A 24938-nucleotide genomic window follows, 5' to 3' on the forward strand; every position below is an offset into this window, starting at 1 on the left:
TGCATGCCGGACGGAGGTAGGATGCGGAGACAGTGCCTCCGCACCCGGCAATCTTATTGCTTTGTTGCTTCCGTTATTTTTTTGTACAAATCCGCGCCGTACTCTGCATCGAATTCGTTGTGAACGTCTTTGGTCGCTTCAACAAATGGAGCCAGATCGGGCTTGCTGAGCTTCACGCCGGCTTCTTCCAGCTTCTTCATCAAATCGGCTTCCTGCTCCGCGCTTACTTTTCTTTCATAGTCCCTTGCTTCATTCGCCGCTTCCTGGACCGCCTTCTGCAATTCCGGCGACAGCTCCGACCATGTTTTTTCACTGATCATCAGCAGCATCGGCGAATACATATGATTGGTAATGGAAATATACTTTTGCACTTCGTGGAAATTATTCGTGTAAATCAGGGAAAGCGGGTTTTCTTGTCCGTCCACCGTTTTTTGCTCCAGCGCCGTATACAGCTCTCCAAACGACATCGGAGTCGGATTGGCGCCAAGCGCTTTAAAGATAGAAAGAGAGACCGGACTCTGAGGCGTTCTCAGCTTAAGACCCTGTAAATCGGCAGGGGTCAGCACTTCCCTCTTGGAATTGGAGACATTCCTAAAACCGTTTTCAAAATAGCCTAAAACGCGAAGGTGCTGTTGTTGGGGAAGCTCGCTTACCATCTCTGCCCCCAAGGGGCCGTCAAGCACCTTGTATGCGCTTTCTCTGTTCGGAAAAATATACGGCAGACCAATGACCTTTAATTTGGGAGCGATGACGGCGACCGGTTCGACTCCAATCATGCCCATTTGAACGTTGCCCGTTTTCATAAAGTTGATCAAGTCGTTATCCTGGCCGATCGTACCGTCGGTATATATATCCACTTTAATTTGACCGTTGGTTTTGGCTTCCACCAATTCTTTGAACTTTACGGCTCCCGTATGATATAAAGACGTGCTCGAGGTTCCATGGCCAAGTTTAAATACGAAAGCGGCTTTATTGTCCGATTTCGATCCTTGCGGGGCATTGGCACTATTGCCTTGCGTTCCTTGACCGGAACCGCAGCCCGCTGCCGTCAGCATAAAAGACAAGGCCAGGATAATCGCTCCCCATTTTTTGTTTTTCATAGTAACCCTCCTGCTTGTTTTTTGCTATAATAGCATTGCGTTTAAAATTTTTTCTTTCTTTGATCCGCCTTCAAAGAGCGTACTCCCAATACCTCTCTTTGAAGGCCATTTTTTTCCATGGGCATCAACTCCTTACTCGATTTTTACAGGGGAAGAACATGAAGCGCGGATAATGATTTTGGGTTCCAATTGAATAATCTGCGGCTTCATTTTCTTTTTGGATTCCAATCTATGAATCAACAAAGCTACTGCTTTGACCCCCATCTCGTAAGCCGGCTGCGCTACAGTACTTAAAGGTGGATCCAAAAGCGGTATCCACGGAAAGTCATCATAGCCGAAGATGGATACATCCGTCGGAACTCTCAATCCTGCTTTTTTTGCTCCGCTCAGCACCTCCAAATTAAGTCTTGCATTGGTTGTGAATATGGCTGTCGGCCGATCAGACATCGATAGCAATTCTTGAGTCGCCTGAATTCCGCTGCCGTTATTTTGATCACAAATCTTAATCAACGACTCGTCGATCGGCAAGCCGTTCATGCTGAGGGCCTGTTTATATCCTTCCAGCCTTTCGATACGGGGACTCTTGTTATTCGTCGGATAGAGCAGAATGCCGATTCGCCGATGACCCTGATCAATTAAATATTGAATCGCCTGCTTGGCCCCGTTTACATTGTTAACCACAACCGTATCCGCTTTCATGTCCCCGGCCAAACGGTCCAACAGCACAAAAGGATATTTTTTTGCAATGAACTCCTCGAATAATTCGTTCGTATTCCCGATGGTATTTATAATGACGCCGTCTACCTGCCGGCTCTTGAGCATGAGAATATTGTCTCTTTCCAACTCGGGATCCTCATTGGAGCTGCTGACCATGATCCCGTATCCGCATCGGTTCGCTTCCTCCTGCGCACCCTTTAAAATCTCGGCCCAGAAAGGATTCGAAATATCGGATAAAATGATGCCGATGACCTTCGTTTTTTTCTTTTTCAAGCTCTGCGCTAACGAATTAGGACTGTAGTTCATCTCCGCTATGGCAGCTAAAATTTTATTTTTCATTTCTTCGGACATATATTCAAAATTACCGTTGAGCACCCTGGATACCGAGCTTTTGGAAACTCCCGCCCGTTGTGCAACATCATCAATGGTCGCCATAAAAACCTCCTCACTTTTCTAAAACCGGTTTCTGAAACCGGTTTTATAGGACTATAATAACATATTACTAAAAATGTTCAATACTTTTCCCAAAAAAATATTTCCCGGCTTTTATAGAAAAGTGACCATTTCCATGGGGAAATGGTCACTTCCATGATTCCAACACGTATTCCATTCAAAGGTCTTGCCTGGCGCTGCGAAAACGCATGGCCGACCAATCGTCGTCAATGGCAATCAGGCGCACACCCTCGAAGCCTAACTCCTTGAGCGGCTGCCAGCCTTCATCCCGCGAAATATCCGCTTTATATTTTTTCGATGTCTTCTTGGGGTATGCGAACCACAGCAGCCCTCCCGGCTCGCAGCGTTTCACCGCCTCCGGCGCCATGGCCATAACGTCCCGGCTGTTTTTGGCAAAGACAAGCACGAAGCCGTAGAGCTTCCTCTCTGATTGTCCAATGGTTTCGTCCACCTCAGCCGCTTCACGAAAAGCCTGCAGGTGAGGATGAAATTCTTCAGGGGCACTCAAAACCAGCAAACGTTGTTGATTTTTGTAGTTCATCTTCTTCAGCAGCTCGTTCATCCTGAAAGCCTCCTTCAACCTGTTGTGCATCGCAGACCGGCGTTTATTTTCCGAACAGAGGATTTTCTGTCAGCTTTGTCCGGATTCCAGCTTGCTTTGCGCTTCATTCACCAGCCGATCGAACAGCTCGTCGTCTTCCTCAAGAATTTCCTCCAGCGACAGGATTTCCTGTTCGGGCCCCGATTCCTTCGCAAAGTTCAAGCTGTACATCCATTCTTTGGCATTCTTGCTGTGAAACGTGATTTCATATGGCGCCTGATGCCCTTCGCACGTAAATTGCACATGCCCGACATATCCGTCCTCTTTACTGTACGTCATGTCGGATTTGACGATTTGGATATCCATCCGCCTGATCCCCTTTCATCTTTTGAGCAGAAGCTCTTGATACTGTACTGTCCTGTTCCCACAGTATAGCACAACCGGCCGGCGTCCGTGCTGCCCTGCAGGATCCCCCTTGCCGGCGACGCGCGGAAGATCCGCGGCGGCGCGCGGCTTTACAGCGCGGAACCGTGCCTGGCATCATGCCCGGGCTGGAGCTCGCGGGCCACCTTGGCAAACTTATAGCCTACACCATGTACATTAATAATGTACTGGGGGGCGGAAGGATCGGGCTCGATCTTTTTGCGGAGATTGCTCACATGTACAATGATCGTCCGCGTATCGTTAAAGCATTCCTGTTCCCATATTTCCCGAAACAAATATTCGTGACTTATCGTCTGCTCCGGGCGGTAGGCGAGAAAGCTCAGCAGATCGAATTCCTTGCGCGACAGCGTCACTTCCTGCCCGTTCACCTTTACGACACGACTGAGGCTGTCGATGTGGAGTGAGCCGATATGAAGCTGAGAGGGCTTGCTCTGCTCCGGGCTCTCGGCCGCCCCATTGCCCGCCAAATGCGATCTGCGCAGGTTGGCCCGTACCCGGGCGACCAGCTCATTGGGGCTGAAGGGCTTCGTAATGTAATCGTCTCCCCCTGCGTCCAGCCCCTTGATTTTATCCGCTTCGTCCTTCTTGCAGCTCAGAAACAAGATCGGCGCGCCGGAGATATTCCGCATTTCACTGCAAACCTCAAACCCGCTTCGGCCGGGAAGCAGCACATCGAGAATGATGAGATCCGGCTGCTCTGCCACAGCCAAGGAAAGTGCGTTCTCTCCATCCTCCGCGCACACCACTCGATAGTTGTTTTTCTCCAAATACAGCCGGATGACGTCGCGTATCTCGTAGTCGTCTTCAACAACCATTATGGTTTGGCCTGTCATTCCTTATTCACCTTCATTCTATATTTAAATCGCGGTTGGCGCATGCCGATGAACCGGCAAGTTACTCTTTCACTTGCGCCAATGGGATGGAAAAGCAGATGACGGTACCCTTCTGATGATCCGATCCCTCCACCCATATACGTCCGCCGTGGTACTCAACGATTTCTTTGGCAATCGATAATCCGAGCCCTTTACCGCTTGTCTTGGCGTTGCGCGATTTATTGTTCGTGTAGAACCGGTCGAATATATAGGGCAAGTCTTCCAGATGGATTCCGATACCGCTATCGCTGATTCGGCACAGCATGCCTTGACCGTCATCAACCAGCTCCACATCGATCGAGCCGCCTTCAGGCGTAAACTTGACGGAATTATGAATCAAATTGCCGAACACCTGATGCAGCCGCTCCAAATCCACCTCAACCGTGGAGAACATCCCGCGTTCGGCAGCCGTTCCCTTCATATTCAATGTATAACGAAGTCCCGCGTTTCGTACATCCAACTCATATCTTGTATAAAGCAGTTCTATCAGACTCCGGGTCTGCATCGGCTGCATTTTAAAGGCGACCTGCCTTGCCTCCAATTGGGAAAGGTGAAACAAGTCTTCAATCAGCCGATCCATCCCGACTACCTTGCTGTGGATGATTTGAAGATAACGGGTTTTCTGATCTTCCGTATCCACCATGCCGTCCATAATCGCTTCCAAATAGCATTGGATCGTAGTAAGCGGCGTTCCAAGATCGTGTGAGATATTGCTGAGCAGATGACTGCGGGAATTCTCCAAACGGGAAAGCTCGTCATTTTTCCGTTTTAACGCTTCGTTCGCCTGTTCAAGAGCCAGGGTGTGCGATTTGATTTTATCGTGAAGTCCGGTGTTCAGCTCGGTCAGAGCAGCCGAGAGCCTTTCCTCGTTGATGTAAGCCCGGGAAAGCTTGGTCGATAACAGTATGGATTGGGAAAAAACAAAGATGAGCAGGCCATACCCCGACATTTGATCAGTCGTATGCACAAGCTCGTGCGCGTACAGCATGTCATTCACAATCGTCAAGGCAAAAATAGAGCAGGCCACAAGAACAATGCCGCTGCCTTCCCGTTTATGCAGCAAAGCGAGCGTGATGATGCTCATGAAGTAAACAATGCTTGCGGCGACAAACAACTGCAGAACGATCAGTGTCGGGGTGAACACCGTTGTAGGAGAAATAACGACAAATAAAGAGTAGGCCAGCATCGGTGCGCATAAAGCGAAATCGATCTTCCGGGAGCTTTCGCACGGATACAGCTTCGAGAAAAACAGCGCGAACAAGGGGATACCCAAGGCAGCCGTCAAATACTCCATTTTCAGCAAAAGCGTCCAATTAAAATCGGGGAACATTCTGGTCAGGACACTTTCGCCAAGCAGTGTCACCCGTAAGCTGAATAACAGGCAGAACAGGCCGAAGTACAGTACGGACTGTTCCTTCGTTCTAGCGGCGAACACCCCCAAATGGTACAACCCCATGATCAGCAGGCTGCCGATCAGCAGCGTGTCGAATCCGGTGCACAGCTCTTTGGAGCGCATAATCATATCGATTGACCCCAGTTTGATGGGTTTAAGGACGCCGCCTTTTTGATGGTCAAAGTTTGATACCTGGAGCACCAAATCCAATTGGGAATCCTGCGTGTGCGCTGCCGCGGTTTGCGTAATATACTGGGGCACGGAACTCCACTTCGACGTCCCGACATGACCCGCCTCTGCAACCTCTTGTCCGTTCACCCAAAGCCTGTAAGACGTATTCATCGCCGGAATCCAGAGCATAAGCATTTCATCGGCCTGCTCCGGCAAAAGAACCTTAAGCCTGTAAGTGGCAAAGCCGTCACCCGGGCGGGATTGGCCTCCCGTCACCGTTTTATTCCAAGCGCCTGGAATCGAAAAATACTGCATCGGCAGCGGGTTTGCATTTTCTGCAAATTCATCAGGGGGGACAAGCCGGTTCCAATAAAATTCCCACTCGCCGTTCAGGGACACGGTTTCATTCGGCTTCCAGTCCCGGGTTCGCAAATCCAGGACGCCTTTTTCCGCAGCAGTCGCATGAGATAAAGACGAGAAAAACCGGCTCCCCTCCGAAAAGAGAGCCATGGCCAGAATTAGCAGCAGCAAGAAAAACGCGGTCAATACGGGAAACATTCTTTCGCTGGGCATGCTGTTCCATTCACTCTCCCGGGCTTCGATTACGGATTTGGTGCGATTCTGAGCCAATCCAAGCCCGCCTTGTTCGCAGCACCCTTCTTGCCTTAACGCGCTCCGTCTCGTTCTTAATAACTAACAATTGGGGTTAAATGTTAATTCGCTCCAATCGGCCAAAAATCCTGCCTGTCCGTTGAAACCACCCCCCGCAGCGAGGCCGTGTTAAGCCAACGCCTGCGCGGGATTTTGCGAACAGAAGATTTACTTTAGGCGTGCCGCATCCCAGTCCGTTCGATAAAATCGTATGCAGACCACAAGAGCAAACAAGCCGAGAAACAGGTAGAGGGACAACCACGCCCCCGCGCTTCCGAGCCCTGCCATAAACGTTAACCCATACGCTAAAGGGATGAACACCAGCCAGTTCAGCACCAGCGATACGCGGACGAGAAAAGAAGTGTCGCCCAGCCCTCGCAGGGCGCCGGAATAATAGTTAAGCAGACCGTCAAATAGCTGCAGGAAGGCTGAAATCATAATCAGCTTGCCGGCAAGCGTATAAACGGCCGGATCGCTCGAATACAGACGTGCCACCGTTTCGGAGAAGACAAATTCCGCCATTCCCATCAAGAGCAAAAACAGGCTGCCGAGCACGGCCACATCCGTGCCGAGCCTTCTGGCGAGGTAAGGCTCGCCGCGGCCGATTTCCTGTCCGACAAGAATCGTCGCCGTCGCCCCGAAAGCGAAAGCCGGCATATAGCCCAGCGCCATCACGTTCAGGGCGATCTCATTGGCGGCTAAGGCCTCCGTTCCCAGTCGTGTGACAAACATCGTAAATATAAACATGGCACCGCTCATGGCGAGCTCCTGCACGCCAAGCTTCCCGCTTTCGCCTGCGATCAGGCGAATGTCCGATCGGTCCGCGGCGATCCGGCGGCGTGTGCCATAGCGGCGATGAAGACGAAAGAAATACACATACGCGCTGCCGACGAGGCCAAGCGCTTCCCCGATCAACACCGCTAGCCCCGCTCCCCGCAGGCCAAGCTCGGGAAAACCCAGATTGCCGTAAGTCAATGTGCAGGTCAAAAAGATCATGGTCCCGTTGGCCAGAAGCGACATCTGCATCGGTGTCCGTGCATCCCCGATGCCGCGGAAAAAGCCTTGGAACACAAAGCTGACTATAAAGCAGGCGATAGCAAACAACCGGTATTTCAAATAGTCGGCACCGTTGGCGACAAGCTCCGCAGAGCCGCCCATCAGCTTCAGGATAAACGCCGACAGCAGCCAGCCCGTCAACACGACCAGCAGGGCTGCTCCCGCACTGACGTAAAGCGCTATATACGTCCGCCTGACCGCTTGCTCCATCTGCCCGGCCCCGTAGTTCTGCGCCACTAAATAATTGACCGAAAAGCCAAAACCGGAGCAAAGCGCCCAGGCATTGTACACAATGATATTCGAAACACCGACAATCGCAATGACCAGCGCCCCCATCGGCCCCACCATGATTAGATTGATGGTTCCCGTAACCGTACCGGCGGCAAAAGAGACGATGGAAGGAATCGCCAGGCCGAGAATCAGCTTCCAATGTTTTGTAAATTCCGCTAGCCCTTTGTTCATGTATGCAGGTCCTGAATCCTTTCATAGTATGAAGACATAATATCATTTTGACTGAATGTAAGTCTGCCAACAAGAGGCAGCATGCCACAGAATCCCGCGAATCCGCGCAACGGACCCAAAAAAAGGAACAGACCCGAACCCTATGAGCAGATTACGAATGGAAAGGGGCTTCCTCCCATGGATAACGAATTGCAATCGATTATCGAAGAGCTGGCGTCCATCCAAAGACGTTATTCCCATATTCATACAAACTTTGATCGCCTTGAGCAAAAAATATCCCATATCGAGAAAAAGGTGTGGCTGTTAGAACATCGTACTTCCTCACTTGCACTGCCGGCCCATCTCAACCAGCCTGTTCGACAGGTTTAACGGCCTTGATTCGAATCCGGCGGTAATCGGCTATCCATTGCTTGCCGTCGTACAGCTTTGGCCTCAAGCCGGCTTCACACCGGAGGCACACTTCTTCCTTCTCGGCTTCGGACAATCCGGCAAAAAACGTACCCGCAAAAGCAGCCAGCCAATGGCGCAGACCCCGTTCTCCGCCATCCAGCGGCGTGGGCCGGTCGTACAGCTCCGCATAACCAACGGCAAAGCCCTGCTTCTCCAAAAGAGAAGCATACTCCCCGATGCTTGGAAAATACCAAGGATACCGTTTTTCCACCGGCACTCCATAGCTCTCTACCGCCGAGGTCAATGCTTGAATAATGGCGCCTACGTTTCCGAATCCGCCGAACTCGGCGACAAAACGTCCGCCCGGCCGCAGCGACAGCCACACCGATTCTATGGCTTTGTCCGGTTTTTGCATCCAGTGCAGCGCCGCATTGGAGAACACAGCATCATATGGAGCCTCTCCTTCCTCCAACCGGAACGTTTCCCCGTCAGCTTCTACAAAACGCAGCTCAGGATATTTTTCCTTCGCTTTAGCTATCATCGTCTCCGAGCAGTCCAAACCGGTAACGACTGCTCCGCTCAGGCTGATCTGATGCGTCAGGTCACCCGTTCCGCAGCCCAAATCCAGTATGCGTTCTGCCGGCTTCGGCTGGAGCAGGCCGATCAGGCTCTGACCCAATCGGGAGACAAATCCGATCCGTTCATCGTAATGCTCAGCGTCCCATCGTTGTTCCATTCGATTCTCCTTCATGTGCATCTCTCCTTTTATTTCCATTATCCGGGATCGCTCTTTATTAATCCAATATATAGGAGCAATTAAATTTATAGCCTGTATCTATAAAAAATCAAAAACATAGTTCTTCGTATCCAATTAGGATAATAAAAACGACAAATATCGCCATTTTTCTACTACTTATTTACTAATGATATTTGTAAACGATATAATTAATTATCTATTAAAGGGATACGGTAAGCCTATAAAATTTTTTAGATCCCCTGTTTCTTACTTTGTTTCTATCCAAGCATCCATGATATAATGTATCGAATGCGACAGGTAGGTGATTTCAATCTATGCAAAAAATTCCAGTCATACGCAATAAAAAGAGCTCCGACATTATGCTCATCCCTTCCGATGAAATTGTAAAGATAGAATGCATACGGAATAATGAGTTTATCATTCATACGGTATCCGATACATATTACTGGGCTTCTTCACTGGAAGCCTTTGAAGAAATGCTGTATGAGGAAGGGTTTCGGCTGATCGATCAAATGAACGTGGTGAACATGAACCATGTGACCGAATATGCGCCCCGCAAGGGAATCGTCACCCTGCGCTCCGATAATTCGAATCGTTACAAGACCGCTTCCGCTGCATGGATCCACGGCGAGCATATCACCAACATCATAAGCCTGCTTCGCAAGATGAAAGAGCTCGACCGCGGTATTCCTCAGGATGACGAAGGCGCCGATATCTTTGAAACGATTCTCGCTCAGGAAGAAGATCACCGGTTTGCCCGTTCGTATGCCATGATCAAGGCGCTTTATGATAAGAAGAAGGCGGAGATTTCTCTAGAGGAAAGCGAATTGCGGTATAAATCGTTATTCGAGCATAATCCTGATCCCATCATTTCCTTCAATCTGAACGGCTTGATCACCAGCGTCAATCCCGCCATGCACAATGTGTCAGGCTATACGGAGAAAGAGCTGCTTCATAAGTCGATCCATCCGTATCTTCCGAAGGACCATTTTCCCCGGTGGGAGCAATATTTCAAGGAAACGCTTAACGGTTCCACTGCGCATTATGAGATTTCGTTCCTCGGTAAGGACGGGAAACGGATTGAACTCAGCGTCTTGAATTTCCCTATCATCGTCGGCAAGCAAATTGCAGGCGTCTACATGATCGGCCAGGACATCAGCGAGCGCAAGCGCGCGGAAGAGATGATTATCCGCTCCGAGAAGCTTTCCATTGTCGGTCAATTGGCCGCCGGCGTGGCTCATGAGATTCGCAACCCTCTTACTTCACTCAAAGGATTCGTACAGCTGATGCAAAACAAAGTAAGCGGATACGATCATTACTTCAGCATTATGCTTGATGAACTGGAACGGATCAATTTTATCGTCAGCGAGTTTTTGGTCATAGCCAAGCCTCAATCGGTTCAGTTTCAACCGAAAGATCCGGAAACGATCCTCCACAGCACCATCCTGCTGCTCAACTCCCAAGCCATCATTCATAACGTGGAGATTATCGTTCATGCGGATCCGAACCTGCCAAAAATCAACTGCGACGAAAATCAGATCAAACAAGTGTTTATCAATATATTGAATAACTCCATCGATTCGATGTCAGAAGGCGGAACCATCCACGTCGAGTTGAGAGTGACGGATGACGGAAATCTTCTCATGCGGTTTACGGACGAAGGCTGCGGCATCCCGCAGGACCGGATCACCCGTTTGGGTGAGCCCTTCTACACCACCAAGGAAAAAGGGACGGGGCTCGGCCTCATGGTAACCTACAAGATTATCGAAAATCATGCGGGAAAAATGAAAATTTACAGCGAGCTCGGCAAAGGAACAACCGTGGAAATTTTCATGCCTGCTCTCCAAACAGATCCTCTCCCATAGAGCCAGAGCGAGCCGAAAACGGGCTCCAACGCTGATCTTTCATGAATCCTGACGCCAAAACAGCCTCCCGGGTCCGATCGCCCCGGGAGGCTGTTCCATTATGATGAGTTCCGGCGTACCGGCGTGTTGCGAGCCTTCACTGCGCCTCTTGTTTACCGGTTCAGCAGGCTGCCGACATAGCGCAGCAGCTCGTTGGCCGATGCTGTGGTATAGCCGTGCTCTTCGACCAGCCGCTTAATCACTTCATTGATGCGCTTCAGCTGGTTTTCGTCCGGCGTTTTCGTAGACGTCGTAATTTTGACGATATCCTTCAGATCGGTGAACAGCTTCTTTTCAATCGCCTCGCGCAGACGCTCGTGGCTGCTGTAATCAAAACGTTTTCCTTTGCGCGAGTAGGAGGACATACGGATCAAAATTTCCTCCCGGAACGCTTTTTTCGCATTCTCCGAAATCCCGATCTGCTCTTCAATGGAGCGCATCAGTCTTTCGTCCGGATCCATCTCTTCTCCGGTGAGCGGATCCTTGATTTTCGCCCAATTGCAATAAGCTTCTATATTGTCCAGATAGTTGTTGAAGAGCGTTTTGGCCGACTCGTCGAAGGAGTAGACGAACGCCTTCTGTACCTCTTTTTTCGCCAGCTCGTCGTATTCCTTGCGCGCGATGGAGATAAAATTGAGGTACCTCTCCCGCTCCTCCTTCGTGATGGAAGGATGCTGGTCAAGTCCGTCCTTCAGCGCACGAAGCACATCCAGCGCATTGATAAACTCCAAGTCATGACGGATGAGCGCACTGGAAATCCGGTTGATGACGTAGCGCGGATCAATGCCGGTCATGCCTTCTTCCAAATATTCGTTTTGCATCTCCTTCAAGTCCGCTTCCTTGTAGCCCTCGACCTCCTCGCCATCGTACATGCGCATCTTTTTCACGAGATCCATACCCTGCTTTTTGGATTCCTTGAGACGGGTAAGTATGGAGAAAATCGCCGCCGCGCGAAAGGAATGAGGCGCGATATGCACGTGCTTCATGTCACTTTGCTTAATCAGCTTGGCATAAATTTTTTCTTCCTCCGATACCTTCAGATTGTAAGGGATCGGCATCACGATCATCCGCGACTGCAGCGCTTCGTTCTTTTTATTGGAGATGAACGCCTTGTACTCGGATTCATTCGTATGCGCAATGATGAGTTCGTCGGCCGAAATGAGGGCAAAACGGCCCGCCTTGAAATTGCCCTCCTGGGTGAGCGAGAGCAAGTTCCAGAGGAACTTCTCGTCGCACTTGAGCATTTCCTGAAACTCCATCAGACCGCGATTTGCCTTGTTTAGCTCGCCGTCAAACCGGTATGCCCGCGGGTCCGATTCCGATCCGTATTGGGTGATCGTCGAAAAGTCGATGCTGCCCGTCAGATCCGCTATGTCCTGGGATTTGGGATCCGAGGGGCTGAATGTCCCGATCCCGATCCGGTTTTCCTCAGAAATCAGCACGCGTTCAACCAGCACATCTTCAATACGGCCGCCGTACTCTTCGCGAAGACGGATCTGGCAGGACGGACACAGATTGCCTTCGATTTTGACCCCAAGCTCCGCTTCCACCTCAGGCCGCAGCTCATGAGGAATCAAGTGAAGCGGTTCTTCATGCATCGGGCAGCCCTGGATCGCGTAAACGGCCCCTTCATCGGTTCGTGAAAACTGTTCCAAACCTTTTTTGAGCAAGGTCACGATGGTGGACTTTCCGCCGCTCACCGGACCCATCAGCAGCAGTATCCGTTTGCGGACATCCAGCCGTCTGGCGGCAGAATGAAAATACTCCTCTACGAGCTTTTCAATCGCCAGGTCCAGCCCGAAAATCTCTTTTTCAAAGAAGTTATACTTTCGACGCCCATTCTCCTCTACTATGCCTTGGGAGGCAATCATCTCATACACTCGCGCATGAGCCGTCATTGCCAACCGCGGATTTTCCCGCAGTTTTTCTATATACTCGGCGAACGTTCCTGCCCAAGCAAGCCTTTCCGTTTCCGTGCGATAATCGGCGATTTTTTTGAATAAGTCCATGATTCAACCTCCTCCGGGTTTTGCGCGGCAACCTTTTTCAAAAGCACAGGTTGAGTTTTGCAGTGCAAAACCGATTTCAACTTCTTCCGCTGCATGGCACTAAACGCTTCGAAAAGCTTCTTCAGGGTGACGTCCATACATGCTCAGTGCAACCTAAGATATCTTTCCTTACATCTTCTTTAAAATTTTGAAGTGTATTAAATAACTATGCAGTGAACGGGAGTAAGTTGACCGAAATTTTAGACAAAATTGGCCAAAACCTTAAATGAGGCGAAAGGCTTATCCAAAGGGGAACGATAAGAATGGAAAGGAGCGGAAAGTACGGCTGTGGTATAATAATCGTACGATGAAAGCTTAAAGGAGAACAACACCATGGCGATTAAAAGCGAAACCGAACTGTACGCCCCGGTCAAGGCTTATTTGGAGCAGCTTGGCTACGAGGTGCGCGGGGAAGTGCGCCACTGCGATTTGGTGGCGGTTCGCGAAGAAGAACCCCCTCTTATCGTCGAGCTCAAAAAAAGCTTCTCCATCCCGCTCCTTCTGCAGGCCATTGATCGGTTGCGGATCAGCCGTTCGGTCTACGTTGCATTCGAGCGCCCGAATAAAGGCCGCGCCCCCCATGGCGCCAGCTGGCCCGAGCTGCGCAAGCTTTGCGGCATGCTGGGGGTGGGGATGATCACTGTGCAGTTCTACAAAACCCGCAAGCCCCGAGTCGAAGTGGAATGCCATCCGCCGGCAGCACTTACGGCTGCTGCAGCCGATCAGCCCAAAGGACCGCGCCACAACAAATACGCCGCGGGCAAGCTGATGCGGGAGTTTCGTGAGCGCGGAGCCGATTACAATGTCGGCGGGAGCTCAAAGCGCAAACTCATCACCGCGTATCGCGAAAAATCGATTCATTTGGCCTCCCTGCTCCGGCAATTCGGACCGTTGAGTCCGCGGCAGCTTCGCGACCTGACAGGCAATCCTCAAGCTGCGGGCATGCTGCAAAAAAATGTTTATCGTTGGTTCCAGCGCGTCGACCGGGGAATCTACACCCTTTCACCGCTTGGTCTGGAGGCTTTGACGACCTACGCTCATGTTGCGGAGACCCTTCCGGTTCCCGTTCCTATCGATTCCGCAAAGTAAAAAGGCCGTTCAGGGAAGCGTCACAGCCGGAGGGAACGTAAAGATGCAGGTCCGTTTCCTCTAATCACGTATCCGGGCCGCCTTGTCGGCTGCACGCTTCATCAGTTCCTTGTGGATCCAGATAGCGGCTTGCGCCCCTTCGCCCATCGCAATCGTCAGCTGTTCCGAATGAATACCGACGTCTCCCGCCGCCCATACGCCGGGCACGGACGTCATTTTGGTGCGGGGATTGGTTACGATATGCTTGTTCTCCAGCCGTTCCACCCCCAGCGATACCGCCCAATCCGTATGAACCTTGTTGCCGCCGAAGGCGATAAACCCCCTCTCCCCTTCCAGAATCCGTCCATCCGTTAGCCGGACGCCGCCGAATGACCCCTCCGCCCCATCGGATCCGCTCAGCACTTGTTCGATCTCCGCTTCCTCCACATCGATCCTGGCTTCATGCAGCTTGTCGAGCTTATCGGGTCGGATCGCCGTCTTCTCATGATTTACAAAAATAATCTGGTCTGTCCAGTAGCGAAGCGTCAAAGCCATTCCCGCCCCGGGGTCCCCCGCTCCCATCACGATCGTCCGTTTGCCGCTGACTTCATACCCGTCGCAATCGGGGCAGACATACACGCTGATCCCCATCATCTCTTCCAGCCCGGGCAGCGGCGGATAGCGGTCCGTTATCCCCGTTGCAATGAGCAGTGTCCGTCCTTTGACCGATTCTCTGCCGTCCGCCAAGCTGACTTCAATATCATCGCCGGATTTTACGGCAGCCACCGCCTCGCCCTGCTGAAAGCTGACGCCCAGTCTCTGCGCCTGCTCTCTCCCCAGACGCCTTAGTTCAGTGCCTGCTACGCCGCCGGGCCATCCGAGCACGTTATGGTAGCGGCGGCAAAGCGTGGATCTCCCCTGGCCCTTATCGACGACAAGCACCTGATGGCGGTACCTTCCCAGCTGAATGGCGGCCTGCAGTCCGGCAATCCCACCGCCAACGATGATGCAATCGTACATGGTCTTCGTCCTTTCTCACCGTTTTCTATAGCTTCCCTCCTCCTTTTTTTTACATACGCGCCGATATCCTTTTCCGCGCAAAAAAAAAGCCCGGCGCGCAATCTTCTTGCGGCCAGGCCGTATGCTTTACTTCTTCAAGCTGTCCCAGGTTTGCTGGAACTCGGTCAGCATTTGGTCTTTCGTCTTCTGCTTCGCAACGTAAGCTTGCATGGTCGCTGCGAATTTCTTGCTGGAAGCTTCGCCTCCAGGGAATTTAAACCAGTTCCAGCTGAGCGTTTTGTTCTCTTTGCTGTATTTTATAATGTCGGCCGCCAAAGGTCCGAGAATCTTCTCGTCGCCTTGAATATTCGTAAAGGCCGGGATGAACTTGAACTCTTCAACCATATATTTCTTGCCTATCTCGGAAGTCACCAGCCAGTTCAGGAACTTCTTGGCTTCTTCTTTATTAGGGGAGTTTTTGTTGATCACCCAGTTGTTCGGAACGCCTACCGGCAGCTTATCGTTTGCAGCCGCATCATCGCTGATCGGCATCGGGAGGAAGCCAACATTCAGATTCGGGTTCGTTTGGGTCAGCTGCAATTGTGTCCAGTTCCCTTGCTGCGTCATTGCCGCCTTGCCTGTAGCAAAATCGGTCACTTGTGTTTTGTAGTCGGTTTGCAGCGGGTTTTTGTTGCCGTACTGCAGCTGCAGATCAAACAGCTTCACCCAATTCTCGAACTGGGGATTACCCGGAATTTTCGCTGTGCCGTCGTTAAGACCTTTCACAAAGGCGTTCACGTCAGGCTGATGCGCGAAAGGCAGGTTCACAAAGTGGTTGCCGAGCACCCACCATTCCCCGTAGCCGTTCACAAAAGGAGTGATCCCTTTGGCTTGAAGCTTTTTCGCCGCATCTTCGAGCTGGGACAGCGTTTTAGGCAGCTCCGTGATACCCGCTTGCTCGAACAAGTCTTTGTTGTACAGGAAGCCGTAGCCTTCGAGGTTCAGCGGCTGGCCGTACAGCTTGCCGTCCTTGGTCATAGGCTCCTTGGCCACCGGTACCAGATCCTTCACCCAAGGCTGGTCGGACAAATCCTCCAAATGCTCGATCCACTTGTCAAGGTCGGAGAAACCGCCATTGTTGAACAAATCGGGCTTATCGCCGGAGTTAAATTTAGCCATCAGCGCTGCGCCGTAATCCGCGCCGCCGCCGACGGTGTCGATTTGAATTTTTACGCCCGGATTTTCTTTCTCATATTCTGCGGCCAGCTTGGCGAGCGGCTCTGCGATTTCCACTTTAAACTGGAACACCTTAAGCGTTACGTTCTTGCCTCCCGCAGCTCCGTCCGTACCCGGGCTTGGCGCTTCTTCTTGCTTCGCGCAGCCTACGGCGGTCGACATCAGCATAACGGCTGCCAGGCTTATGCCGGCAAACTTTTTAAGTTTCATGGTGGGAACCTCCCTCTTTTTTACTGCTTTTTATCCAAGTTGCAAATTTATTGTATAAAATGCCCCAGGCGGCGACCACTGAGAATATTGACCGAAAAGGTGGAACATTTTGAACAACCGCTTTCATTATGCGCCCGATCCGCGTGGATCAGCCTTTTACCGAGCCTGCCGTAATACCTTCAATAATGTATTTTTGCATGGATAAGAAGAAAAGGATGATAGGAATGACACCCAGCACCAAAGCCGCCAAAGCGAGATCCCACTGCTTCGTATACTGGCCGAAGAAGGCAAAGGTGGCCAGAGGGATCGTCCGCAGATCAGGGCTGTTCAGCACCAGCAGCGGAAGCAGGAAATCGTTCCAAATCCACAAGCTGTTCAATAGAATAACTGTTACGCTCATCGGCTTCAGCAGCGGAAAAATAATTTTCCAAAATACACCGTAAGGAGTACATCCGTCCACGGTAGCCGATTCCTCGATTTCCTTAGGAATCGATTTAATAAATCCGTGATACAAAAACACATTCAGCGATACGCCGAATCCGAAATAGCAGATAATGAGTCCGGTCCGGCTGTCCATCAGATTAAGTTCGCTTGCCACTCTTACCAGCGGAATCATGATCGACTGGAATGGAATGACCATCGCGGCGACGAACGCAAGGAAAACCAGATTGTTGAACCTGGACGGTCGGCGGACGAGCCGGTAGGCAGCCATGGAGCTGATGATGACAAGCCCCACATTGCTGATGACCGTAATCCACAAGGAGTTCATGAACACCTTCGGAAATTTCATGATTTCCCAGGCTCTGATATAGTTGTCAAAGTTGATCGACTTGGGCAGGTTGGCCGAGTTGACCAGCAGATCTCCAAACGTCTTCATGGAATTGACGATAACGAAGTAGAACGGCGCCAGAAACAGCAGTCCCAACAAGATGGCGAGCACTTCCAGCAGAAATGTGCGGCTGTTGTAATTTTTAACCGATGGCATTACACCTCAACCTCCCTTTTCTTCGTGATGCTCACTTGAACCAGCGTAATCAGCGCCACGACAACAAAGAAAATTAAGGCTTTGGCCGTCCCGAGGCCGTAACGGTTATTGCGGAACGCTTCTTCATAGATGTTGAGCGCGACGGATTGGGTCGAGTTGAATGGTCCTCCTTGCGTCAAGGAGACGTTCAAGTCATACATTTTGAATGCCCAGGAAATCGTCAGGAACAAACATACCGTGACTGCCGGCATAATCATGGGCAGCGTAATGTGACGCAGGGTTTGAAAGCGGGTGGCCCCGTCAATGTAAGCCGCTTCCGTCAGCTCTCTAGGCACGTTGGACAGACCCGCGATATAGATAACCATCAGATACCCGGCCGTTTGCCAAACGCTGACGATGATCAAGCCCCAGAACGCCGTAGGCGCATCGCCAAGCCAAGGCAGCTGGAAGAAGGCAAGCTGGGTCAGCTCTCCGATCGTGGCAAAGCCTTTAACGAAAATAAACTGCCAAATAAAGCCAAGCAGCAGGCCCCCGATGACGTTAGGCATAAAAAAGATGGTGCGAAGCACATTTCTGGTCTTTAATGCCTGTGACAGCAAAAGAGCCAGCAGGAAACCGAGAACGTTGGCCAGGATGACGTTCGTTATCGTAAACCGGGTTGTAAACCAGAATGACCGGTGAAAGTCTTTATCCGTCAACAAAATATGAGTAAAGTTATCAAATCCGGCCCACTTCACATCCGAAGTGACGCCGTTCCACTCCGTAAATGAGTAATAGATGCTCATGAGAAACGGAATGATGATGATGACCGAAAAGAACAATAATGCCGGTCCTACAAACACGAGCTGCTGAAGCAGATCAGCCCTGCGCTGATTCTTTTTCATGGCTTAACGCCCCCTTTTTCCTCATTTAGAAGTTTTTAATTAAAATTTGCAGATGGCCGGTAAAGTATACCCTTAGTATAGAAGCTGCCGCTTGGGAACAACATGGATTATGGTGACGTAACAGGTGGAATTTATTGATCTCTCCTGTTACAATAAGGGCTCAAACACTTTGGGGGAGGAGCCTGTGCCTTGATACGCAACAGCATCCGGAACAAGCTGATCGTATTCCTGCTTGCCGCGACCATCATCCCGTTCTCCACCTCAATAGCGATGACTTATTTTATAACGAAGCACAATGTGATCGAAGAGACGATAAAGACCAATTCCAACTTAATCTATCAGGGAAAAACCAATATTACGAATCACTTGAACGTCATTCAGCAAGCTTCTTTGTCCATTTATAACGACACGTCTCTTTACGGTGCGGTGGAGAACGGCGCAGTCGATTACCTGGACCGGGGGGAAATCTTCCGCGGGATGCAGGCCATCGTCATGTCGGTAAAGGAAATCCAGCAAGCCTATTTATATTTGTCCAATTCCAATAAATCTTTTTTGTTCTCACAAGGGAACATATTCCGCAACGAAGGAACCGGGCCGAAATATGTGCCTCAAGTCGGCAAATCCGACACCGTCCTGGAGCCGACGCATCTGAGCCATACGTACAAATCCAGCGGGTTCAATCCGCTGCCCTCCGTTCCCGTGTTTACCCTGCACCGCTCTATTACGAACGCCGTTACAATGAAGGAATTCGGAACGCTGTCGATCGATGTGAATCTGAATATGATCCGGTCGATTGCTGAACAGCTGTACGAACAAGGAAAAGAGCAGTTGTTCATTCTCGATTCCGGGGGTACGGTCATTTACGGCCCTGATCCCATGCTGCTGGGCCAAACGCTTGAGGACGGCTGGGTGAAGCATCTGCAGCAGCTGGATCAGCCGAGCGGAAACTTCGAGTGGAACAGCGACGAGTTTAAAGGCATTCACATTTATGAACGCATGGATTCGCCTTATCATGATTGGATTCTTGTCAAACGGATTCCAAACGAGCTGCTGAACAGCAATGCCAGACAAATAACGGAAATCAATATGATGATTCTGATTGCATTCATGATCGTCGTCATTGGCGCCACCTTGGTGATTTCGATCCGGTTCACTACCCCTATCAAGCGGCTGATCGGAACGATCGGAAAAATTCAAACCGGCAACATGCACGCCGATATCGACGTCAAAGGTAATGACGAATTTGCTATTCTGGCCGGCCGCTTCCGCAGCATGATGGAAAGAATCAACAATTTGATTATGCGGGAATATCAGCTCGAAATCGCCAACAAAACGAATCAGCTCAAGGCGCTGCAGGCGCAAATCAATCCGCACTTTTTGTATAATTCACTGCAGTCGATCGGAACGCTGGCTTTGCAGCACAACGCTCCTCAGGTATATTCGCTGATCTCCTCGCTGGCCAAGCTGATGCGCTACAGCATGAACAGCGATACAGTGGTCCCGTTTGCAAGCGAGCTCTCTCATGTGAAAGCTTATCTGGAGCTGCAAATGCAGCGTTTTGAACAGAAACTGACGGTGAACTATGAGGCGGATGAAAGCATCATGCATATTCCGGTGCCCAAAATGATTTTGCAGCCGCTTGTGGAAAATTACTTTAAACACGGCTTCGATCAGCGGTCGGTTTCGGAAACCTTGACGATAGCCGCCCGACTTGGGGATGACGGGCTGATGGAAATCCGGGTACAGGATGAAGGAACAGGCATGACCGAAGATACGCTTCAGAAGCTGCGGCGCAGACTGGAAGCCCGGCCGCGGCATCAGCAGGAAGAAGAAAGCATTGGCCTTATCAATGTCATGTCCCGTTTGAGGCTCTATTACGAGGATGAAGCGGAAATGATCATCGATCATAACAAGCCTTCAGGGGTTACGGTAACCCTTCGCATACCGACGCTGCCAAAGGAGGCTTCTTAAGGGATGAAAGCCATCATTGTAGATGATGAGAAGCACGTGCGCGATGCCATAAAGCTTCTCGTGCCCTGGAATAACTTCGGTATTACCGCCGTGCTGGAGGCTCAGGACGGCGTGGAGGCTATCCAACAAATTGAAGAGCATAAACCCGAAATTATATTTACGGATATGATGATGCCGCTCAAAAACGGCATGGAGCTGATGGAATGGCTTCAAACGAACTATCCTGCGGGGAAAACGATCGTCGTGAGCGGTCATGACGATTTCGAGCTGCTCCGGCATGTCATCAAATACGGCGGCATCGACTACATTCTTAAGCCGATCGATGCCGAGCAGCTTCATGGCGCGCTCGCCAAAGCCGTAACGCGCATCCGTGAGGAGGAAGCGGAGCGGTCCAGGCAAACCGAACGAAACATCGAAAGGAATCAGCTCCGGCCGGTATACTGGGAGAAAAGCTTGTCGGGGCTGATAACGGAACCGTCGGGGTATGAGAGCATGGCGGATGCCCTGCAGGAGGAATTTGGGTTAAGCCGGGACGTTCGCGAATGCAAAGTGGCGATTTTGAGCGTGGATACGCTCAGCGCCGCTTTGAAAAATAAATTCGGCAAACATACGGAATTGCTTTTCTTCTCTTTGACGAACATCAGCAATGAAATGCTCGCTGAAGGCCTCAAACGCCTAGGAGTGGCATACCGCTATTGGAACAGCGACAATGAGGTTCTGATCTTGTTTTATGAGGAGCTGGACACCGCGGAGCAGCTGCTTGCACGATTGCAGCAGGGGATCCGGTCCGTTTTGGGGAGCACCCTTGATATCGGCATCAGCTTGCGCAGGCCGTTCCCGGCCGGTTTATCCGCGGCATACACGCAAGCGCGTCTTGCGCTGAGAAACCGGAACCTGCTGACCAAGACCAAAGCCATCTATACGTTTGACCCGAACCCGCCGGCGCCGCCCAAGCCGCTTTCCTTTACGGACTATGCGGAAGCCTTCAAGCTGGCTGTACAAAGCGGCAGCGAAAAGCAGATCCGCAAAGCGGTTCTGGAATGGACTTCTGCGGTTCGCGGACAGTCTTCCATTACGATCGGGCAGTTGGAGCTGTGGTGGCATGAGTACAATGTATCCCGGAACCGTTGGCTTACCGAGATGTTCGGGAAGGGTCTTCCTTCCTTCGGCCAGAGTGAAGGCTATGCTTTCATTCTCCCGCTGGACGAACAGGGGGCCTTCTCCATCGATTTGTGGGAGCAGCAGCTTATCCGCAGCCTGACGGAGATGTCCCGCCTGCTGCTCACCCAGCAGCAGCAGGATAGCAACGTTATTTTTGACATTGCCAGGTATATTCAGCATCATTATCATCAGGATATTACGCTTCAGGAAATCGCCAACCATTTTTACTTGAGCCGGGAATATATCTCCCGCAAGTTTAAGCAGGAATTTCACGTCAACATTTCCGATTATATAAGCGGCATCCGCATCGACAAAGCCAAGATGCTGTTGTTGAATCCCAACCTGCGCATTGCTCAGGTAGCCGCGATGGTCGGGTACGACGACGAGAAATATTTCAGCAAAGTATTCAAGAAAGCGGTTGGCATGTCCCCGAATGAATATAGGAAGGTGAACCAACCATGAATACACCCCTCGAACCGCAGCCGTCTCAAAAGGTTGAACGCTCCGGCAGAGTAAACACGAAGAAGAAAGCCTATGCCGTACTGTTTCTGACCTGGGCGTTACTGGTGGGCTTGGGCGCTTGGGGCGCCAAGCTGTATACCGACCATCTGAAGGTGCAAATGACAGATGAGATTGCCAAGCAGACCCGTGATCAGCTTGCAGCCATCCAAAGCCAATACCAGCAGGAAATCGCCGGATTGAAGGAAAGCCTGGCCGCGGATATGGCCAAGCTCCAGTCGAAAATCGATTCCGTAAACGAACTGCTCGCTTTTACCAAGGACAGTGCAAGCAGCAGGACCGACAACAGCAATCAGCTCTACACCCAATTAGCCGATGTACGGCAGAAACTCGATGAGCTGAAGAAACAGCTTGACGCGTTGAAGTAGCAAGGAAGGTGATTCGCCATGATGGACACGATACGGCAAATAAACCGGTTGATGCTGCTGGTTTGCGCGCCTTTTACCGGAATCATGATATTCCTGCTGTTCGCCCCCATGTCCGTTGCGCTTCCTGAGCAGGAACACATTGCCGCCAACGGATGGACGATGCCGGATAGCGTGCAGACGGCCGTAAGCCAACTGGACCAAGCGATCGAGGCCGCCGCTTTGACCCGGTCGACGATCGAGAAGCATTACGAGCTCTATTCCAAGAGCGCGGCCGAAGCAGCCGGTATGTCCCGCACGGCCGAGCTCGCTGCCCAGCGACCCAGGATCATTTTTGACGCCAGGATCGGGCTCAAGCTGGGAGGCCATGCGATTCGATCCACATCAGGCCCCAATGCGGATATAAAGCTGTACTCCTTTAACGAACGGAACTATAAAGCGTATGCGCTTAAAGTGGATTTAAAATCGGATAAAGCGATGCAAATGGTGCTGGGGCAGGATAAGGTCGGCGGCAGCGAGACAACGCTTGAGGCCGCAAGCCGCTATGGAGCTACAGCCGGGGTCAATGCCGGCGGGTTTGCCGACGACAGCCGCAGCGGCAGGCGCTATCCGCTCAGCACGACGATGTACAACGGCAAATATGTCTACGGGTTCGAGCCAACCTTTGCAGACCTGGCATTTATCGGGCTAAGCAAGGACCGCAAGCTGATCGGGGGCAAATTCACGAGACAGGCGGATTTGGACAAGCTCAATCCAAACTTCGGGGCGACCTTTGTCCCAATCCTTCTTCAAAACGGGAATAAACAGGCCATTCCGCAGCAATGGCTCACTTCTCCCGCCCGTGCGCCGCGGACGGTTGTCGGCAATTTTAAGAATGATCAATTGCTGTTCCTGGTTACCGACGGCTACGATGAGAAAGGGAATTCGGGGGCTACGCTGCCCGAGCTGCAGGACAAGCTACTTTCTTTGGGAGTGAAGGATGCTTACAATCTGGACGGCGGAGGTTCTTCCAGCCTGATTTATGAAGGTCAGGTCATTAACAGGCCTTCGGACAATGGACGGCTCAGAAAGCTGCCCACCCACTTTTTATTTTTCAAATGACCTTTTACCATAGCTTCCACCATTTCCTGTTCAGCAATACCGGCTGTAAAGTACGGATCTCCAACCGGCTGATCAAACGTTCAGTGTTGTCTTTGAGCTCCTCCGCCAAAGTATCGTTCAAGTGAGCAGATATCGCGGCGTAGGCGTTTTTGAGTCCGAAGGGCCTGTCGTTTATATTATGTGCATCGGATGAAATCATATGGACCATCCCCTGCCTGCACCATTCCAGGCACAGCTTTTGCAGCTTGCGCCCGAATCGTCCATCGACGGCATGTGAGGTCAGCTGGGTCAAAGCTCCCCGTTCCAATAACCGCATCAGCACGGACGGAGACGACGCCAATTCCGCATTCCGCTCCGGATGAGCGATAATGGGGGTAATGCCCAGGACTATCAATTCATGAATCATCTCCTCCGTGTAGGAGGGGACCATGCCTGATGGAAGCTCTAACAAAAGATATTTTGACCCGGATAATGTGATGATTTTTCCTTGTTCAAGATCTTCTAGTAAGCCTTGGTGAATCCGAACCTCTTGCCCGGGCAGCACCTCCAAAGCGATCCGGTGCTCGCTAAGCGCCAGGTTGAGGGCCTGAGTGCGTTTTTGGATCTCATGCCCGGGATTATCATATCTTCCGTTGGCATGGTGAGGAGTCGCTATGACGGCCTTGATTCCTTCTTGGACAGCAGCACGCGCCATCAGGATGGCTTCCTGCTCATCCTGCGCGCCATCGTCGATTCCTGGCAGAATATGCGTATGTATATCGATCATGATCTCCATTCCTTCTCCATACAAATGATTTTCAGGAAAGATGTTCACATATTTATAAGTTTTCTTTTCTTGTACCGTTGGGTATAATATGCAATGGGAGGTGCAATAGCGATGTCAGCCACGTTCTGGATTATGATTCTAATCTTATTGATGTTCATCACCGCAATACTTACAGCAGCCTATAATGATGATAAAACCAAAGGACTATGATCGAAAAAGTAGTATCGGCCTGTTGCCACACGGGTTGGTGCTATTTTTTTACTTTTTAATCCTTTTTACGGGATGCAGATGCCCATCGCTTTTTCAGTTGACTGTAGATACATATTGTATCATACTATTAGTTACTAAACTACATCCCTCATGCGGTCAAAACTACAATGGATTCATATTACCGGTTTGATCATGATTGACAGACTTTAGCACTTTGGTAAATTCAACTTTTTTTAAAGTTTGTGCCTGAGTCCAAGCCCATTCCGGCTGCTTCGATTGATTGTTCAGCATAAATTGGGAGCTGATCCCCAATTGATCTAATATTTTAGCAACATCGATGTTGATGATTTTTTTGGATTCCGACACCTTTTCAACACTCCGTTTCTATTAACAATTATCCCGAATGATGACCTCTCTTCATAAATTGGAAGAAATATAGGATATATTTCCTCCTCTTGTTTAGCTTACCAAATCTAGCGTTACAAAATAGTTACAAAATCCAGT

At 50.7% G+C, this 24938-nt stretch carries 22 protein-coding genes; 7 read left to right on the forward strand and 15 right to left on the reverse strand.

From position 1 onward, the window contains the following. Positions 1-53: 53 nt before the first annotated feature. The 7 genes from BLT35_RS06035 to BLT35_RS06065 form a co-directional block, all read right to left on the reverse strand. Positions 54-1100, reverse strand: coding sequence for a TRAP transporter substrate-binding protein (locus BLT35_RS06035; protein WP_062406831.1), 1047 nt, complete (start codon positions 1098-1100; stop codon positions 54-56). Between the two features lie 132 nt (positions 1101-1232). Further along, positions 1233-2252, reverse strand: coding sequence for a LacI family DNA-binding transcriptional regulator (locus BLT35_RS06040; RefSeq protein WP_062406829.1), 1020 nt, complete (start codon positions 2250-2252; stop codon positions 1233-1235). A 175-nt stretch (positions 2253-2427) separates the two neighbouring features. Continuing rightward, positions 2428-2832, reverse strand: a complete 405-nt coding sequence (locus BLT35_RS06045; RefSeq protein WP_074727299.1) for a P-loop NTPase family protein — start codon at positions 2830-2832, stop codon at positions 2428-2430. A gap of 69 nt (positions 2833-2901) precedes the next feature. Next, entirely contained in the window at positions 2902-3177 is a 276-nt protein-coding gene (locus BLT35_RS06050; RefSeq protein WP_074727300.1) for a hypothetical protein, read from the reverse strand. A 149-nt stretch (positions 3178-3326) separates the two neighbouring features. Next, positions 3327-4088, reverse strand: coding sequence for a response regulator transcription factor (locus BLT35_RS06055; RefSeq protein ID WP_054817122.1), 762 nt, complete (start codon positions 4086-4088; stop codon positions 3327-3329). Between the two features lie 61 nt (positions 4089-4149). Next, entirely contained in the window at positions 4150-6321 is a 2172-nt protein-coding gene (locus BLT35_RS06060; RefSeq protein ID WP_249929490.1) for an ATP-binding protein, read from the reverse strand. 189 nt (positions 6322-6510) lie between these two features. Beyond that, the gene (locus tag BLT35_RS06065; RefSeq protein WP_062406824.1) at positions 6511-7860 is read right to left on the reverse strand and encodes an MATE family efflux transporter; all 1350 of its coding nucleotides are present in this window, start codon (positions 7858-7860) and stop codon (positions 6511-6513) included. A gap of 81 nt (positions 7861-7941) precedes the next feature. On the opposite strand from BLT35_RS06065, the gene BLT35_RS06070 reads away from it, so the two are divergent. After that, positions 7942-8229 (forward strand): hypothetical protein, encoded by a 288-nt coding sequence (locus BLT35_RS06070; RefSeq protein ID WP_062406822.1) that lies wholly within the window; start codon positions 7942-7944, stop codon positions 8227-8229. On the opposite strand, the gene BLT35_RS06075 is transcribed toward BLT35_RS06070, so the two are convergent. Then, positions 8204-9001 carry a class I SAM-dependent methyltransferase gene (locus BLT35_RS06075; protein WP_062406820.1) on the reverse strand — a complete coding sequence of 266 codons (798 nt, stop codon included), beginning with the start codon at positions 8999-9001 and terminating at the stop codon, positions 8204-8206. The two genes, BLT35_RS06070 and BLT35_RS06075, sit on opposite strands and share 26 nt — an antisense overlap. A 320-nt stretch (positions 9002-9321) precedes the next feature. Between BLT35_RS06075 and BLT35_RS06080 the strand changes: the two genes are divergently transcribed. Further along, a complete protein-coding gene (locus tag BLT35_RS06080; RefSeq protein WP_062406818.1) occupies positions 9322-10872 on the forward strand; it encodes an ATP-binding protein in 1551 nt (516 codons plus the stop codon). A gap of 152 nt (positions 10873-11024) precedes the next feature. Here BLT35_RS06080 and BLT35_RS06085 read toward each other — a convergent pair whose 3' ends face one another. Next, positions 11025-12920: a PrkA family serine protein kinase gene (locus BLT35_RS06085; RefSeq protein WP_062406816.1), complete on the reverse strand. Its 1896-nt coding sequence runs from the start codon at positions 12918-12920 to the stop codon at positions 11025-11027. A 372-nt stretch (positions 12921-13292) separates the two neighbouring features. Between BLT35_RS06085 and BLT35_RS06090 the strand changes: the two genes are divergently transcribed. Next, positions 13293-14048, forward strand: a complete 756-nt coding sequence (locus tag BLT35_RS06090) for a DUF2161 domain-containing phosphodiesterase (protein ID WP_062406814.1) — start codon at positions 13293-13295, stop codon at positions 14046-14048. Between the two features lie 60 nt (positions 14049-14108). Here BLT35_RS06090 and BLT35_RS06095 read toward each other — a convergent pair whose 3' ends face one another. From BLT35_RS06095 to BLT35_RS06110, 4 genes are all read right to left on the reverse strand, one after another. Continuing rightward, positions 14109-15047 carry an NAD(P)/FAD-dependent oxidoreductase gene (locus tag BLT35_RS06095; protein WP_062406812.1) on the reverse strand — a complete coding sequence of 313 codons (939 nt, stop codon included), beginning with the start codon at positions 15045-15047 and terminating at the stop codon, positions 14109-14111. Between the two features lie 126 nt (positions 15048-15173). Further along, on the reverse strand, positions 15174-16472 hold the full coding sequence (locus BLT35_RS06100; RefSeq protein ID WP_054817117.1) for an ABC transporter substrate-binding protein: 1299 nt from the start codon (positions 16470-16472) through the stop codon (positions 15174-15176). 148 nt (positions 16473-16620) lie between these two features. After that, positions 16621-17457, reverse strand: coding sequence for a carbohydrate ABC transporter permease (locus tag BLT35_RS06105; protein ID WP_054817116.1), 837 nt, complete (start codon positions 17455-17457; stop codon positions 16621-16623). After that, entirely contained in the window at positions 17457-18341 is an 885-nt protein-coding gene (locus BLT35_RS06110; protein ID WP_062406810.1) for a carbohydrate ABC transporter permease, read from the reverse strand. Before BLT35_RS06110 ends, BLT35_RS06105 begins: the two co-directional genes overlap by 1 nt. Before the next feature lie 189 nt (positions 18342-18530). On the opposite strand from BLT35_RS06110, the gene BLT35_RS06115 reads away from it, so the two are divergent. The 4 genes from BLT35_RS06115 to BLT35_RS06130 are packed head-to-tail and all read left to right on the forward strand — an operon-like array spanning position 18531 to position 23458. Next, a complete protein-coding gene (locus tag BLT35_RS06115; RefSeq protein ID WP_074727301.1) occupies positions 18531-20312 on the forward strand; it encodes a cache domain-containing sensor histidine kinase in 1782 nt (593 codons plus the stop codon). 3 nt (positions 20313-20315) lie between these two features. Then, a complete protein-coding gene (locus BLT35_RS06120; protein WP_074727302.1) occupies positions 20316-21935 on the forward strand; it encodes a response regulator in 1620 nt (539 codons plus the stop codon). Further along, a complete protein-coding gene (locus BLT35_RS06125) occupies positions 21932-22360 on the forward strand; it encodes a hypothetical protein (protein WP_054817112.1) in 429 nt (142 codons plus the stop codon). Before BLT35_RS06120 ends, BLT35_RS06125 begins: the two co-directional genes overlap by 4 nt. 21 nt (positions 22361-22381) lie before the next feature. Continuing rightward, positions 22382-23458, forward strand: a complete 1077-nt coding sequence (locus BLT35_RS06130) for a phosphodiester glycosidase family protein (RefSeq protein WP_062410819.1) — start codon at positions 22382-22384, stop codon at positions 23456-23458. A gap of 4 nt (positions 23459-23462) precedes the next feature. Here BLT35_RS06130 and BLT35_RS06135 read toward each other — a convergent pair whose 3' ends face one another. Further along, positions 23463-24233, reverse strand: coding sequence for a tyrosine-protein phosphatase (locus BLT35_RS06135; RefSeq protein WP_217634698.1), 771 nt, complete (start codon positions 24231-24233; stop codon positions 23463-23465). 363 nt (positions 24234-24596) lie between these two features. After that, positions 24597-24800, reverse strand: a complete 204-nt coding sequence (locus BLT35_RS06140; RefSeq protein ID WP_062406803.1) for a hypothetical protein — start codon at positions 24798-24800, stop codon at positions 24597-24599. Positions 24801-24938 lie beyond the last annotated feature (138 nt).

The organism is Paenibacillus naphthalenovorans (assembly GCF_900099895.1).
GTDB lineage: Bacteria > Bacillota > Bacilli > Paenibacillales > NBRC-103111 > Paenibacillus_G > Paenibacillus_G naphthalenovorans.

Excerpts from the sequence above, each read along its gene's own strand:
- BLT35_RS06095 (WP_062406812.1), bottom strand. The coding sequence starts at position 15,047 with ATGTACGATTGCATCATCGTTGGCGGTGGGATTGCCGGACTGCAGGCC.
- BLT35_RS06075 (WP_062406820.1), bottom strand. The coding sequence starts at position 9,001 with ATGAAGGAGAATCGAATGGAACAACGATGGGACGCTGAGCATTACGAT.
- BLT35_RS06035 (WP_062406831.1), bottom strand. The coding sequence starts at position 1,100 with ATGAAAAACAAAAAATGGGGAGCGATTATCCTGGCCTTGTCTTTTATG.
- BLT35_RS06050 (WP_074727300.1), bottom strand. The coding sequence starts at position 3,177 with ATGGATATCCAAATCGTCAAATCCGACATGACGTACAGTAAAGAGGAC.
- BLT35_RS06130 (WP_062410819.1), top strand. The coding sequence starts at position 22,382 with ATGGACACGATACGGCAAATAAACCGGTTGATGCTGCTGGTTTGCGCG.
- BLT35_RS06105 (WP_054817116.1), bottom strand. The coding sequence starts at position 17,457 with ATGCCATCGGTTAAAAATTACAACAGCCGCACATTTCTGCTGGAAGTG.
- BLT35_RS06090 (WP_062406814.1), top strand. The coding sequence starts at position 13,293 with ATGGCGATTAAAAGCGAAACCGAACTGTACGCCCCGGTCAAGGCTTAT.
- BLT35_RS06070 (WP_062406822.1), top strand. The coding sequence starts at position 7,942 with ATGCCACAGAATCCCGCGAATCCGCGCAACGGACCCAAAAAAAGGAAC.
- BLT35_RS06040 (WP_062406829.1), bottom strand. The coding sequence starts at position 2,252 with ATGGCGACCATTGATGATGTTGCACAACGGGCGGGAGTTTCCAAAAGC.
- BLT35_RS06085 (WP_062406816.1), bottom strand. The coding sequence starts at position 12,920 with ATGGACTTATTCAAAAAAATCGCCGATTATCGCACGGAAACGGAAAGG.
- BLT35_RS06080 (WP_062406818.1), top strand. The coding sequence starts at position 9,322 with ATGCAAAAAATTCCAGTCATACGCAATAAAAAGAGCTCCGACATTATG.
- BLT35_RS06110 (WP_062406810.1), bottom strand. The coding sequence starts at position 18,341 with ATGAAAAAGAATCAGCGCAGGGCTGATCTGCTTCAGCAGCTCGTGTTT.
- BLT35_RS06055 (WP_054817122.1), bottom strand. The coding sequence starts at position 4,088 with ATGACAGGCCAAACCATAATGGTTGTTGAAGACGACTACGAGATACGC.
- BLT35_RS06120 (WP_074727302.1), top strand. The coding sequence starts at position 20,316 with ATGAAAGCCATCATTGTAGATGATGAGAAGCACGTGCGCGATGCCATA.
- BLT35_RS06100 (WP_054817117.1), bottom strand. The coding sequence starts at position 16,472 with ATGAAACTTAAAAAGTTTGCCGGCATAAGCCTGGCAGCCGTTATGCTG.
- BLT35_RS06065 (WP_062406824.1), bottom strand. The coding sequence starts at position 7,860 with ATGAACAAAGGGCTAGCGGAATTTACAAAACATTGGAAGCTGATTCTC.
- BLT35_RS06125 (WP_054817112.1), top strand. The coding sequence starts at position 21,932 with ATGAATACACCCCTCGAACCGCAGCCGTCTCAAAAGGTTGAACGCTCC.
- BLT35_RS06135 (WP_217634698.1), bottom strand. The coding sequence starts at position 24,233 with ATGGAGATCATGATCGATATACATACGCATATTCTGCCAGGAATCGAC.
- BLT35_RS06045 (WP_074727299.1), bottom strand. The coding sequence starts at position 2,832 with ATGAACGAGCTGCTGAAGAAGATGAACTACAAAAATCAACAACGTTTG.